This is a genomic window from Sphingomonas gei (genome assembly GCF_004792685.1).
Classification (GTDB): domain Bacteria; phylum Pseudomonadota; class Alphaproteobacteria; order Sphingomonadales; family Sphingomonadaceae; genus Sphingomonas; species Sphingomonas gei.
Genome location: NZ_SRXT01000001.1, coordinates 390523 through 404042 on the forward strand (window position 1 = coordinate 390523; position 13520 = coordinate 404042).

Annotated in this window: 10 protein-coding genes and 1 tRNA gene; 3 read left to right on the plus strand and 8 right to left on the minus strand. The window is 65.1% G+C overall.

What is annotated here, in order from left to right:
* Entirely contained in the window at positions 1-906 is a 906-nt protein-coding gene (locus tag E5A73_RS01610) for a DUF2726 domain-containing protein (RefSeq protein ID WP_135962050.1), read from the minus strand.
* 70 nt (positions 907-976) lie between these two features.
* Here E5A73_RS01610 and E5A73_RS01615 point away from each other — a divergent pair, with 70 nt between their 5' ends.
* A complete protein-coding gene (locus E5A73_RS01615) occupies positions 977-2188 on the plus strand; it encodes a hypothetical protein (protein ID WP_135962051.1) in 1212 nt (403 codons plus the stop codon).
* A gap of 137 nt (positions 2189-2325) precedes the next feature.
* Here the strand turns inward: E5A73_RS01615 and E5A73_RS01620 are convergent.
* The 6 genes from E5A73_RS01620 to gyrA all read right to left on the minus strand — a co-directional run bounded on the left by E5A73_RS01620 (position 2326) and on the right by gyrA (position 9574).
* A tRNA-Glu gene (locus E5A73_RS01620) sits at positions 2326-2400 on the minus strand.
* Between the two features lie 42 nt (positions 2401-2442).
* Entirely contained in the window at positions 2443-3771 is a 1329-nt protein-coding gene (locus E5A73_RS01625) for a PepSY-associated TM helix domain-containing protein (protein ID WP_135962052.1), read from the minus strand.
* Positions 3771-5771 (minus strand): TonB-dependent receptor family protein, encoded by a 2001-nt coding sequence (locus tag E5A73_RS01630; protein WP_135962053.1) that lies wholly within the window; start codon positions 5769-5771, stop codon positions 3771-3773. The genes E5A73_RS01625 and E5A73_RS01630 overlap by 1 nt, the downstream gene beginning before the upstream one ends.
* Before the next feature lie 57 nt (positions 5772-5828).
* Positions 5829-6245, minus strand: a complete 417-nt coding sequence (locus E5A73_RS01635) for a hypothetical protein (protein WP_168355771.1) — start codon at positions 6243-6245, stop codon at positions 5829-5831.
* 54 nt (positions 6246-6299) lie between these two features.
* Positions 6300-6647 (minus strand): DUF952 domain-containing protein, encoded by a 348-nt coding sequence (locus tag E5A73_RS01640; RefSeq protein ID WP_135962055.1) that lies wholly within the window; start codon positions 6645-6647, stop codon positions 6300-6302.
* 182 nt (positions 6648-6829) lie between these two features.
* Complete coding sequence (gene gyrA, locus E5A73_RS01645; RefSeq protein ID WP_135962056.1) at positions 6830-9574, minus strand: DNA gyrase subunit A; 2745 nt, start codon at positions 9572-9574, stop codon at positions 6830-6832.
* Between the two features lie 266 nt (positions 9575-9840).
* Here gyrA and E5A73_RS01650 point away from each other — a divergent pair, with 266 nt between their 5' ends.
* Positions 9841-11103 carry a tetratricopeptide repeat protein gene (locus E5A73_RS01650; RefSeq protein ID WP_135962057.1) on the plus strand — a complete coding sequence of 421 codons (1263 nt, stop codon included), beginning with the start codon at positions 9841-9843 and terminating at the stop codon, positions 11101-11103.
* A gap of 49 nt (positions 11104-11152) precedes the next feature.
* Here E5A73_RS01650 and E5A73_RS01655 read toward each other — a convergent pair whose 3' ends face one another.
* Entirely contained in the window at positions 11153-11620 is a 468-nt protein-coding gene (locus E5A73_RS01655) for an Lrp/AsnC family transcriptional regulator (protein WP_135962058.1), read from the minus strand.
* 180 nt (positions 11621-11800) lie between these two features.
* Here E5A73_RS01655 and E5A73_RS01660 point away from each other — a divergent pair, with 180 nt between their 5' ends.
* A complete protein-coding gene (locus E5A73_RS01660; RefSeq protein WP_240699967.1) occupies positions 11801-13513 on the plus strand; it encodes a sensor histidine kinase in 1713 nt (570 codons plus the stop codon).
* Positions 13514-13520: the final 7 nt, after the last annotated feature.

A 13520-nucleotide genomic window follows, 5' to 3' on the forward strand; every position in this document is an offset into this window, starting at 1 on the left:
TCAGCGATATCGCAATCCGTCTTTGCCATCCCACACGATTTCGAAAGGGAATGCCCCGCTCGAATGCGTGGGGTGCGGGCTGTACTTTTCGCAAAAGTGATCGAAGATCCGTCGGAATTCAGCCTTCGTCGCAGCCTGGATGTCGCCGCGCCTGAACCGCGCGAGACGCTCGCCAAGCTCACATCCGTCGATCTCGTCGAGTAGATCATAGTGGGGGAATACCAGATCCTGGCGTCTCACAGCCGTTTTGGCCCAGAGGATATGATCGTTGAAGTAAAGGCAGGAGAGGCGGCAGGCCGTCCCTTCGATGTCCCGTCCGGTAAACGATGACCATCCGTGAGGCACAGTGGGATCGAGCGTTTTGAAGAAGGCGTGAAACGACTGGGTCGCTGGCGCGGACAACCAATAGGGAAAGCGCGGGCCATCCCCGATCGAGTCGAACGCCGACGGATCGAACGGTTCATCGAGTGGGATCTGTCCGCTACGCTGCCCCTCGTCGAAGATTTTCATCAATTCTGTGACTTCGATGATCCAGCGCAGCACCGACATGCCGCGGTAGGACTTCGTCACATGACGATCGTTGATGCGCAGGAGGCCAAGCCCGGCCTCGCGCAGAAGCGCGTTCTTGATCCGATCGCGCTCTTGTTGTCGTGCATCTACGTGGAACGGCCCATCGTATTCGACGACCATCACCGGACGATACACATCGTCAGTGACGACATAGTCGCAATGACTTCGTGTGAAATAGTCGAACTCTCGCTGACTCAGATGAGCGTGCCCCTTTGCGATGACGTCGGATAAGCGGGTCTTGGCGAACACCCGCAGACCATTGTCTTGGGCAATGCGCTCGAGCTCGCGAAACGCGACTTCCTCCGATCGGTTCAGCAGGCGATCTACGATCTTCATGGCAGCCGTCCGATTTTGCGGAATATGATGGGCATGGCAATTGCCTCTGCCATCCAGATAGAGAGATGTGATGTCAGACGAGCCCGCCGTTTTGCCCGATCAGGCACGCCGCCTTGAGGTGCTGCGTCGGCGGCTAAGCCGCAAGCTGGCCGGTTTCACAGTCGAGATTCCCGAAGAGAATGCGCGCGCTGCGATGATGCGTTATCGCCCGGCTCGCGGGTTGTTTCCTGTGCCTGAGCTGGTTCTCTTCACCTTGCGCGACGTGATGGACTGGCGTTGGCACGGCCATGGCGAAAAGGTGCGCTGGACTGTCTACGGCGCGATAGACGGTCAGCGCGTGGCCTTCGAGCATCAGAAGTTTGGGTTCGCGGTTTTCGTGCCCAAGGATCGCCTCGATCTGCAATCGCGTGTCGAAGGCCAACTCCGCAGCGCAATGCGCGAAGTCGAAGCCTATCTTCGGCCATTTGCGGAGGCTCAGATCGACAACGGTGAAGTGATGATCGTCAATCGCTTCGCCGAGTTCGATGAGCGCTACCGTTTTCACCGTGAGCTCGCCGACCTCGCTTACCGGCGCGGCGCAGCACCGCCTTCATCTGCGGAGGCCAACGGCGAACAGAGCGAAGGCGAGAAGATGAGGTCGATCAGCGCCGATATGACCGCGAGACTCAACGCGGTCATATCGGCAGAGCGTGAGGGCTTCTTCCATTCGACGGCGATGATAGACGCCTATTTCAGCTGCCTCGAACACCGACTGGTGCTGCTTCGTGCATTTATGGGCAAGCCATTCGGTGAAGGCGAAGTCCTCGCGCTGCTGGGTATGAGATGGGGAGATAAGCTCAAGCTCGTCTTGCCCGGCCCATCATCGCGATCTGCGGCCGACGTCGTTGGGAAGATGCATCGGATCAAGGAGCGTATCCGGAACCCCTTCGCCCATGGTGGTGTCGAGAACGACCAGGGATCACTCTTCTTCCGACTTCCCGGCATTGGCCCGGTGCCCGGTAATTTTACTCGGTTTGGCGACAGCGTGCGGTTCTCGATGCTGCCGGTCGACGCTGACGATCACGCTGAGAGTTGCGCGACTTTTGATAAGTTGGATCGATTGCTGGCTGCAGGGGACCTCGCCGGCCCCGATCAGTTCATCAAGGATAGTGTCGATCCGGTATTTGATGCCCATCACTGCGCCGAATACGCAGAAGCGATCGCCGGTGGGCCCGATGCCATCAATGCTTATATCGAAGCCTGGTCATCTGCTTGGGAACGGCACGTCAACATGGACTACTGACGCCGAGGCGATTCGCCCGATCGTTAGCGACCCCAAATTCCTGGGTGATCCCCCGAAATCCCGGGAGCTTTAAGAGAGAAATTTGAGAGAAAAACTGATTCAATGGGCGCGGATTGCCGCTAACCCATTGAAAACGCTGGTGACCCCTACGAGAATCGAACTCGTGTTTTCGCCGTGAGAGGGCGACGTCCTAACCGCTAGACGAAGGGGCCGTGCTGCGGAAGGCGGGCAATTAGGACGCACTCGCCCAACCGTCAAGCGCGTATCGGAGCGCGCCCGAGCCAGCGGCGCAAGCCCGGCCAGCGCGGCAGCAGCAACCAGTCGGCGACCACGGCCAGCCCAAGCGTCGCGCCGAACAGCGGCATGGCCAGCGCCAGCAGCAACACCAGCGCGATCAGCATTGTCCCGTAGCGTGGTCGCGACAGCGCGATCGGCGCACCCAGCAGCCCCTGCGGTCGCCGCCGCCACCATATCGCTGCCCCCGACACCGACAGCGTGGCCAGGAGAAGCGCCGTCAATGTGCCGAGCAACTGGTTGGCTAGTCCGAACAGCGCGCCTTCGTGCGCGGCGATGCCGTAGCCGACGGCGCGATCGAGCCAGTGGCGATCGGCGAAATCGCGGCGCGAAGTGAGTGCTCCGGTGGTTCCGTCGACGGTTATGCTGGTGCGTTGCGGACGATCGGCGGCGTCCGAGCTCACAGTCCACTCCGTGCCCCTGGTGGGTGGGGCCAGCAGCACCGGCGGGGCGATGCCGAGCGGATAGACCGCGGCGACCACGCGATCGAGATCGCCGCCGGGCGCGGCCCCGTGCGCCATCGTCATTCCCGCATGCTCGGCATGATCGCCCAGCATCGCGTTGCGGGCTCCTGTAGGCCAGTCCTGTGGACCGTCGAGCGTGCCGGCGACGGTGCGCACTTCCTTGAAATAGCTGCCCCAGAATTTCGCCCAGGGGAGCCCGGTCGAGATCAGAAGCAAGGCGAGCACTGCGACCCAGATACCAGCCACGGCATGCACGTCGCGCCAGAACAGGCGTTTGCCGCTCCGCAGCCGCGGATAGAGCACCCCGCCGAGCCCGCGCGCCCGGCGGGGCCACCACAGATACAGGCCGGTGAGCAGCATCGTCACCGTCCAGCAGGCGGCGATCTCGACCAGATAGCTTCCGGGATTGCCCGCGCGGAAGGTGCCGTGCAGGTCCGAGACCACACGCAGCGGGCGCTCGCTCTCAGTCGCGGTGCCCAGCACGCGCAGCCGGTAAGGATCGACATAGACCCGCGTCTCGATCCCCTTCCGGCCGACGATGATCCGCGCCGCCTCGCCCGGCCTCTCCGGGAGCTGATATTTGTGCAGCGTGGCGCCGGGCATTGCCGCCATCGCGGCCTTCACCTGCGCGGCGGCGCTGGCCCGCGGGCCCGCCGGCGTCAGCGTATCATAAGGCCGCTCCAGCCACGCTTCGATCTGCGGCTTCCACAGATAGATCGTCCCGGTCGCCGCCAGCCACAGGACGAAGGGCATGCAGAACAGCCCGGCATAGAAATGCCAGCGCCACACTGCATTGTACCAGCGCGAAGCCGGAGCGGCCGCCATCAGAACGCCGCCCGCACGCCGGCGAAGACGCTGCGTCGCTCGACCGGAGTGAAGATCTGGCTGCTCTCGTCACGCAGCGTGGAAGGATTGTCGGGCACGTACCGCACGATTGCGGAAATATCGCCGGCCGCCTTGCGCCCTGCGAGATTGCGGGCATCGGCGAACAAAGTAACCCCCGGCATAACCGCCGCCTCCGCGCTCGCCCCGAACAGAACATAGCCGCCGATGCGCATGCTGTTGGCATAGTCGACCCAAGCACCGCGCGGTACCCATTCCATGTTGGGCGCGACGTGGAGCCCGTCGTCGCCGAGCCGCAGTTCGGCGCGATAGAATTGCTCGGGGATCACCGGCAATCGATTGTCCCCGAACTGCGCGTCGTCGCGGAAGCGGAAGTCGTTGACTTGCCAGACCTGCCGCAGCCGCAGCCAGGCAGTGAGATCGAGATCCAGGCCGAGCTCGACGCCCTGGTGCCGCGTGCGCCCGGCGTTGAAGGTCGAAGCGGGAATGCCAAAACCGACGTCATATTGGAGCAACTCGCCATCGAGATCGGCGCGATAGATGCTGAGGTCGAAGCGCAACGGGCCGATCCGGCCGCGCCCGCCAATCTCGACGGTCCAGCCGCGCTGCGCGTCGAGCGGAACGAACTGGGAGAGCTGCGCCAGTTCGATAAAGCCGGGAAGCTCGTGGCTGCGGCTGAGATTGGCATAGAGCTGGACGGCATCGGCCGGCTCGAACAGCAGCCCCAGCTTGGGCGAGAGCTGGTCGAAGGTCGCGCGATTGCTGGTGGTTGCGGGGAAGACCTGGTCCTGCCGCCGCAGCCCCGAGGTGTAGACCGCCCCGGCGATCAGCGTGAGCCGTTCGGTCGGGCGCAGCCGCGCCTCGGCATAGGCGTCGATCGTGCGTGCGCGCTGATCGGCCTCGAAGGTCTTCGCGCCTTGCTCGCCGTCCAAGTTGAAGAAGCGCCGCGACGCGACCGAGCCGAAGCGGGCAGTGACGCCTGCGGTGAAGCCGAACATGCCGAAGTCCTGATCGAGCCGGGCATAGCTGCCCCAGTCGAGCGATTTCTGGTCGATCAGTTGGTAGATCGGGTGGTGGAGTTGCTTGGCGTTGAGGAACAGCCCGACATCGAGCTTGCCGGCACCCAGCGTGATGCTGGTGCGGTTCTGCAGGCGCAGCGAATCGATGTCCCGCGCCTGATCATTGAGGAAGTTGCCGCTTTGCGGAGTCGCGAGCGTTGCTGCATAGGTTAGCGACCCCGGCAATTCCTGCCGAATCGCCTGCGCGCTGGCATAGAAGCGCGTCTCGACGCGGTCGCTCAGGCGCAGCCCGGCATTGCCGTTGACGCGAAGCGCCTTGCGGTGCGCGTGATCGCGGTCGCCGTCGGAGCGGTCGCCGGCGATCGCGAGCCAGGCGTCGCCGCGTTCGTCCGCGAAACCGGCGCTGGCGAGGCCTCGAACCGTGCCAAAGCTGCCGCCGTCGAGACGTAGATGTACGCCGTTCGACGAGCGCCCGGTGGGTGTCACGCCATTGATCGCGCCGCCCAAAGTCGATGCGCCGAAGCGGAGTGCGTTGGCGCCGCGGAACACTTCGATATGCTGGAGGAAGGCGGGATCGAGCTCCTGGAAATCGCCATTGTCGTCGGCCAGATTGATCGGGACGCCGTCCTGGAGCAGCGTCAGCCCGCGCATGTGATAGCCGCGGCTGATCCCCGAACCGCGGATCGACAGCCGCACTTCCTGGCCGAAGCGCGGCTGGGCATAGACGCCGGGCGAGAAAGCCAGCGCGTCGCGCAGCGAGACGGCGAGCTTTTCGTCGAACGTGTCGGCGGAGACGACATTGGCGCCTCCGGGCGTCTCGTTGACGCGCTGAATGGCCTCGCCGACCAGCTTTTCGGCAGTGACGACGATCTCGTCGCGCGCGGCGGGGGCTTGCTGGGCAAAAGCGGGAAGGGCGGCGAACAACATAGGCGCGCCGAGCAGCGCGCGAACGGACTTGGACATCAAGAAGGATCCTCGGCAAAAACGAGCAAAGGCGCGCAGGGGCACGCGCCGGCAGCGTCAGCCGAGGAGAGGGGGGCCGGTCGCGCGAGGGGGAGGGGCGGCGAGTCCGCGGCCTGGTGCGGCTTCGAGTCGGACGTGCCGGACCGGCTCGGCGTGCAGCGACGGTAGCGGCAGCGCGAGCGGATCGGCAGGCGCCAGAGGCTGCGCGGCCACCCCGAATGCGCAGGGTTGGTCGCCCTTCTTGTGCTCCTCGGGCACCGGCTTGCCGGTCGCCTTGGCGAGCATCGCCTTGGCTTCGCCGAGCGCTGCGGGACCGCTGAGCCCGCTGTCGGCGCACCATGATAGCGTGACTTGCCCTGCGCCGAGCTGCGGCATCCAGCCGGCGGGGGCCGCCATCCGCAGCAGCAACGCACATCCGACCAGCAACAGTGCAAAGCGCTGCCAATTGGTTCGCATGTCCGCCGCCTTGGTCACATGCCGGCCCTTACCGCAGCCAGTCGCCGGGGCAAGCGGGCAATTTGTCCACCCTCAGCCGGTCACCGGCAGGCGCAGGCTGCCGTCGGGCTCGTAATGGAGTTCGCTATAGGCGATGACTGCGTCGAGCGGGAGCGCGCCATAGAGGTGCGGGAACAGCTGGCCGCCGCGTGAAGGTTCCCATTTCACCGACTCGCCGAGCGCTTCGAGATCGACTGCGGCCAGCCACAGCCCGTCCTGTCCGGCAAAATGCTTGTCGATCGTCTCGCGCAGCTGCGCCGCGATCGAGAGATGGATATAGCCGTCCTGCAAATCCACCGGCGCGCCGGCGAAGCTGCCGTCGCGCTCGAGTACGGACATTTGTTCGGCGGTGAGAACTTTATAGGCAGTGGTATCGGGCATCTGCTTCTCCGAGATGCTTAGCGTGAATGCGCGATTATTCCCATCAACTATCGTCATCCCCGCGAAAGCGGGGGACCCATCTCGTGCCCTGTCCAAGCGAGCAACAGCTGTCGTGTTCGCGGCGCGTGCCGGAGGTGGGTCCCCGCTTTCGCGGGGATGACGGCAATTGCCTGACTTTAGCGTTACTGTCCGTCCTCCGGCCCCGCCGCGAGGTCCTCGCTTGTCGTCGCGTCGGGGACGGCATCGCCCGCTACGGTACCATCCGCCAGGTTGATCTCAGCCTCGTCCTCGCTCTCCTCGATCCGTGCGGCGGAGACGACATGCTCGCCGGGAGCGACGCGGAAGAGGATGACGCCCTGGGTGTTGCGCCCGGTGACGCGCACCGAGCCCACCGTCGTGCGGATCAATTTGGCCTGGTCGGTGACCAGCATCAGCTGCTCGCCGTTATGCGCGGGGAAGCTCGCCACCACCGGGCCGTTGCGATCCGAGCTGACGATGTTGGTGATGCCCTGGCCGCCGCGATTGGTGCGGCGGTACTCGTACGCCGAGGTACGCTTGCCAAAACCGTTCGCGGTGACGGTGAGGATGAACTCCTCCGCCGCCTCGAACTCTGCCATCCGCTCGGCAGACAACGCGATCTCGCGCTCGCCTTCCTTCCACGGCGCGGCCTTGAGATAGTCCTCGCGCTCCTGCGGAGTAGCCTCGAACCCGCGCAGCACCGAAAGCGAGATCACTTCGTCGCCGTCGGCCAGCCGCGCGCCGCGCACGCCGGTCGAATCGCGGCTCTGGAACTCGCGAACGTCGGTCGACGCGAAGCGGATCGCCTTGCCCTGCTTGGTCGCGAGCAGGACGTCATTGTCCTCGGTGAGCAGCGACACGCCGATCAGCCGGTCTTCCGATCCCTCTTCGAAGCGCATCGCGATCTTGCCGTTGGTGCGGATATTGGCGAACGCGTCCATCGAGTTGCGGCGCACTGAACCCTTGGCAGTGGCGAACATGACGTGGAGCGCCCCCCATTCATTCTCGTCCTCCGGCAGCGGCAGCACCGTCGAGATCGTCTCGCCGGTGGCGAGCGGCAGCAGATTGACCATCGGCCGGCCGCGCGTGGCCGGCCCGCCCTCGGGCAGGCGCCAGACCTTCATCCGGTAGACCTTGCCGTGCGTCGAGAAGAACAGCACCGGGGTATGCGTCGACGTAACGAAGAGGTGCGTGACCGCGTCCTCGTCCTTGGTCGCCATCCCGGCGCGGCCCTTGCCGCCCTTGGCCTGCGCGCGGAAGGTGTCGAGCGGGGTGCGCTTGATATAGCCTTCCATGGTTACGGTGACGACCATGTCCTCACGCTCGATCAGATCCTCGTCTTCGATCCCGTCGGCCGCAGCGGCGATCTCGGTGCGGCGCGGCGTGGCATAGGCATCGCGGACCGCAGTCAACTCCGCGACGATGACTTCGTAGAGCTTGGCGCGGTTGCCGAGAATCTCGAGCAGTTCGGCGATCGTCTCGGCGAGCTTGGCGAGTTCGTCGCCGATCTCGTCACGGCCGAGTGCCGTCAGGCGGTGCAGGCGCAGATCGAGGATCGCGCGAACCTGTACCTCGGACAGGCGATAGCTGTCGCCGGTCACCTCGGTGTCGATCGCCTCGACCAAGCGGATGTACGGCGCGATCTCGGCGATCGGCCATTCGCGGGTGAGCAGGCGATCGCGCGCAACCGCCGGGCTCGGCGAACTGCGAATGATCTTGACCACTTCGTCGAGGTTGGTGACGGCGATCACCAGGCCGAGCAAGACGTGCGCACGGTCGCGCGCCTTGGCGAGCTCGAACTTCGAGCGCCGCGTGATCACTTCCTCGCGGAATTTGACGAAGGCCTCGATGATGTCGCGCAGATTGAGCAGTTCGGGGCGGCCCCCGCGGATCGCGAGCATGTTCGCCGGGAAGGACGACTGCGCCGGGGTGTTGCGCCAGAGCTGGTTGAGCACGACCTCAGGCGTCGCGTCACGCTTGAGATCGATGACGATGCGCACGCCTTCGCGGTTCGATTCGTCGCGGATGTCGCTGACGCCTTCGATCCGCTTTTCCTTGGCGGCTTCGGCGATCTTCTCGACCAGTGCGTTCTTGCCCTGCTGGTACGGGATCTCGGTGAGCACGATCGAGCGGCGCTCGCCGCGCTGCTCGGTCTTGTGCCGGCTGCGCACCATGATCGAGCCGCGCCCGGTCTGGTATGCCGAGCGGCAGCCCGAGCGTCCGAGGATGATCCCGCCGGTGGGGAAATCGGGGCCTGGGACGATCTCGATCAATTCTTCGATCGTGATCGCGCCATTCTCGATATAAGCGAGGCACGCGTCGATCACTTCGCCGAGATTGTGCGGCGGGATGTTGGTCGCCATGCCGACTGCGATACCGCCCGCGCCGTTGACCAGCAGATTGGGGTAGCGGGCAGGGAGGACCGTCGGCTCGCTTTCGGAGCCGTCATAATTGTCCTGAAAGTCGACGGTGTCTTTGTCGATATCGTCGAGCAAAGCCGACGCGACCTTGGCGAGCCGCGCTTCGGTGTAGCGCATCGCCGCGGGGGGATCGGGATCCATCGAGCCGAAATTGCCCTGGCCGTCGATCAGCGGCACCCGCATCGCCCAATCCTGGGCCATGCGCGCCATCGCGTCGTAGATCGAGCTGTCGCCGTGGGGATGGTATTTGCCCATCACGTCGCCGACGAGGCGGGCAGACTTGCGATAGGCGCGGCCGGCGACATAGCCGCCTTCCTGCGCGGCATAGAGGATGCGGCGGTGGACGGGCTTCAGGCCGTCGCGGACGTCGGGCAGTGCGCGCGCCACGATCACGCTCATCGCGTAATCGAGGTACGAGGTCTTCATCTCGTCGACGATCGAGATCGGAGTAATATCGGAAGGGTCGGCGAGGATGGTCTCGTCGGTCAAAGGATCGCGCTTTCGGAGTTTGTGACGTTATGATGGCTCTAGCGCGCCCGATACCACCTGCCAAGCCCGCGCGCTCGCGCGTACGCGCGCGTAGGGGGCCGATCCGCGCTCATCTCGAGGGCGGCCAACATGGAACGACGAACGCGTTCAATCGTCGTTCAGCACGCGCTGGCCATCGCGAAGTCAAACACGTCCGCTTGAATGGCGCGCGGCAGGCATTTACAGGACCGCCAAACCGTCGGCCGGTTCCACGAGGAGAGTTGTACATGACGTTCGTTTCGAAGCTGGCGCTGGCTACCGCGCTGACGCTGGGCGCCTCCATGAGCGCCGCTCCCGCGTTCGCGCAGAAGGCCGACAAGGCTGCTGCCGTGCCCGAGCTCAAGGTCAGCGACGAGTTCCGCAAGCCGGCCGCCGCCGCCGATGCAGCGCTCAAGGCGAAGGATCTCGCCACCGCCGAAACCCAGATCGCCGCCACCGAGGCTTTGGCCAAGAACGACGACGAGAAATATTACGCGGCCTATATGCGGCTCCTGCTCGAGCTCGAGCGCAAGAACCAGGCCGGCCAGATGAAGGCACTGGGTCTTCTCGCGAGCAATCCGAAGACCCCGGCAGACCGGGTCAGGGTCTACGGTGCCCTTTACGAGTATATGGTCGGTGCGGAGCTGATCAATCAGAAGAAGCCGGCCGAGGCGATTCCGGCGCTGATCAAGGCACGCGAGCTCGGCTCGACCGAGCCCGATCTGCCAGTACTTCTCGCCAATGCCTATGCCGCGACCGGCAAGAACGCCGAATCGATCGCGGAGGTGAATCGGGCGATCGAGGGTTCCAAGGCTGCCGGGCGCAAGCCGCCGGCCGATTGGTACAAGTTCGTCATCTCGCGCGTGAACGCAGGCGGCGATCGCGCTGCCATGGCCGACTGGCTCAAGCGCTTCATCACCGAATATCCGACCGCCCAGAACTGGCGCTGGGCGATCCAGATCTTCCGTCAAGGCGCGCCGGCCGCTGCGAACAGCAAGACCGACAGGCTCAACCTCTATCGCCTCCAGCGCGCGACCAACGTGCTGGCCGATCGGGGGGACTATGCCGATTACGCTTATTCCGCGCAGCAATCGGGCCTGCCTTGGGAAGCCGTCGCAGTGATCGACGAAGGCCGCAAGTCGGGCAAGGTCCCGGCGGGCGATGCCGACGTCCAGCGTACCTACGCTGCGGCGCAGACCGCAGTGAAGTCCGAGGGTTCGCTCGAAGGCGTCGCCAAGCAGTCGGCCACCGCCAAGGACGGCCGCACCGCGCAGCAGACCGGGGATGCGTTTCTCGCCTCGGGCAATTATGCACGCGCGGTCGAACTCTATGACCTGTCGCTCCAGAAGGGCAGCGTCGACGCCGACGAAGTCAATCTCAACCGCGGCGTGGCGCTGCGCGCGCTTGGCCGGAAGGATGAAGCGCGCACTGCATTCCAGGCAGTCAAGGGCGCTTATGCGAACATGGCGCTGCTCTGGCAGACTTCGCTCGACGTCCCGCCGCTCGCCTGAGGCGGCGGCGCAAATTAAAGGGGAAGGGCGGCCGCTTGTGCCGCCCTTTTCACATCTCGGGAACCGGCACCCCGGGCAGCGCTTTCGACGTGCGGATCGTCAGCGACGTCTTGACGTGCTCGACATTGGGCGCGGTGGTGAGTTGGGTGGTCAGGATCTGCTGGAAGCTCTGCAGATCGGGCGCGACGATCTTGAGGATGAAGTCGATCTCGCCGTTGAGCATATGGCATTCGCGGACTTCCGGAATTTCCGCCACCAATTTCTCGAACGCGCGCAGGTCGCTCTCGGCCTGGCTCTTGAGGCTGACCATCGCGAAGACGGTGAGGTTGTAGCCGAGCGCGGTCGGATCGAGTGCGGCGTGATAGCCGCCGATCGCGCCCTGTTGCTCCAGCGCGCGGACACGGCGCAGGCAGGGCGGCGCAGTCAGTCCGACGCGCTCGGCCAGCTCGACATTGGTCATCCTGCCATTATCCTGCAGCAGCCCGAGGATCCGCACATCGATCTCGTCGAATCGCATGGCGTCCTCTCTTTCATTGTGGATTCGTTGCATATTGGGGTTGCTAGACTATAAGATAATTACAACGCAACGCAATTGTCCCACAATGCGACGTGCCGAAATGGCATGTATCTAGCGTCCCCTTCAAACGTTAATAAATTCCAATGGCGCGCTTCCGCGTCGCGGGAAAGATTAAGGCGCGTGCGCTTCGACGACACTCTCGAAACGGTGCTCGCAGCCGATCTGGGTACGCCCTATGGCGTGCAATCGGTATGGCGCCAACTCGTCGACTTGATCGGCCGCCGCCGGGTGCCGCCCGCCACGCGTGCGATGGCGACTCTGCGGGCGATTCGGGCCGACGTGCCGCCGCCGGTGCGCGCCGGCAGCGCGCGCGCGCTCGAATATGCCGATCCGCCGGCGGCGCTGGTTCGCCTGTTCGCGCAGGATGATATCCCGATCGCGATTCCCGTGCTGCGCAGTGCTCGACTGACATCGTCCGAATGGATTCAGCTGCTCCCGGACTTGTCGCCGACCGCGCGCAGCGTTCTGCGCAATCGCCGCGATCTTGGCCCGGATGTGCGCCGTGCGCTCGAGAGTTTCGGACCTGTCGACTTAGTCCTGCCCGACAGCGCGACCAACGCCGCCAATGCAGCGACGGAAGTTGTGGATAGATCGGCCGCGCCGATTGCGGAACCGCGCTCCCGCGCGCACAACCCGAACATGGATCAAAGCGACAGGATCTCGGCCGCGGCATCTGCCGCGACGCCGGCACGGCCGGTCGCACCCCCGCCTTTCGGGGAGGATTCGGGTCCGTTTGAAATCGCCGAGGTCGTCGCGCGGATCGATGCGTTCTGGCGCCATCGCGAGGAAGCCGGCCCGGTCGTGCCGCCGGCACCGCCGCGGGCCGTGGAATTCCGCTTCGAAACCGATGAGAAAGGCGTGATTCGCTGGGTCGACAGAGTCAGCCGCGCGCCGGTGATCGGGCTCTCGCTGGATCTCATTGGCGAGGGCGACAGTTCGCAGGTCGATGGTGTCGCCGCGGGCGCATTCCGCCGCCGCGCCGGCTTCTCGACTGCGCGGATGGTGATCGAAGGCAGCGCGGACGCCGCAGGCGATTGGCTGATCTCGGCGGTCCCGGTATTCGATCCGGCGAATGGCCGCTTCACCGGCTATCGCGGTACGGCGCGGCGCCCGCGCACCGACGAGCGCGCCGAGCCGGCCCGCGTGCCGATGGGCTCGCCGGCCGAGTCGCTGCGCCAGCTCGTCCACGAGCTGCGCACGCCGACCAATGCCATCGCCGGGTTCGCCGAGATGATCGAGACGCAGATGCTCGGCCCGGTCTCCGACGTATATCGCGCCCGCGCGCACGTCATTCGCACCGAAGCGCGCGAACTGATCGGCGCGATCGACGATCTCGATCTTGCCGCGCGAATCGACAGCGACGCGCTCGCGCTCAGCCCCGACCGAGTGGCACTGCGACCCCTGCTCGCTGCGATTGCCGACGATCTCGCGCCCTTGCTCGAGCTGCGCGGCTCGATGATCGGGCTGCCGGTCGAGGATCTGGCGGTGGTCGGCGATCGCCGCGCGGTCGAGCGGTTGCTTTCGCGGCTGATGGCTACGCTCGTCTCGGCCAGCGGCCCCGGCGAGCGAATCGGCGTGAAGGTGGCGCTCGAAAGCGACCAGCGCGTCGCCGTGTCGATCGACCGTCCGAAGGCACTTGCCGACTATCCGGGCGATTCGGTGCTCGGCATCGATGACGAGCGCGAGGATTCGACCTTGCTGGGCACGGGCTTCGCGCTGCGGCTATCGCGCAATCTCGCCCGCGAACTGGGCGGCGGCCTGCTCATCGGTCCGGCGAGCTTGACTTTGCGGCTTCCCGCCGCCGTAACCAGCCAAATGGGGCAGGCGATCTGATCTGAGC

Excerpts from the sequence above, each read along its gene's own strand:
- E5A73_RS01615 (WP_135962051.1), top strand. The coding sequence starts at position 977 with ATGTCAGACGAGCCCGCCGTTTTGCCCGATCAGGCACGCCGCCTTGAG.
- E5A73_RS01655 (WP_135962058.1), bottom strand. The coding sequence starts at position 11,620 with ATGCGATTCGACGAGATCGATGTGCGGATCCTCGGGCTGCTGCAGGAT.
- E5A73_RS01650 (WP_135962057.1), top strand. The coding sequence starts at position 9,841 with ATGACGTTCGTTTCGAAGCTGGCGCTGGCTACCGCGCTGACGCTGGGC.
- E5A73_RS01630 (WP_135962053.1), bottom strand. The coding sequence starts at position 5,771 with ATGTCCAAGTCCGTTCGCGCGCTGCTCGGCGCGCCTATGTTGTTCGCC.
- E5A73_RS01610 (WP_135962050.1), bottom strand. The coding sequence starts at position 906 with ATGAAGATCGTAGATCGCCTGCTGAACCGATCGGAGGAAGTCGCGTTT.
- E5A73_RS01625 (WP_135962052.1), bottom strand. The coding sequence starts at position 3,771 with ATGGCGGCCGCTCCGGCTTCGCGCTGGTACAATGCAGTGTGGCGCTGG.
- E5A73_RS01640 (WP_135962055.1), bottom strand. The coding sequence starts at position 6,647 with ATGCCCGATACCACTGCCTATAAAGTTCTCACCGCCGAACAAATGTCC.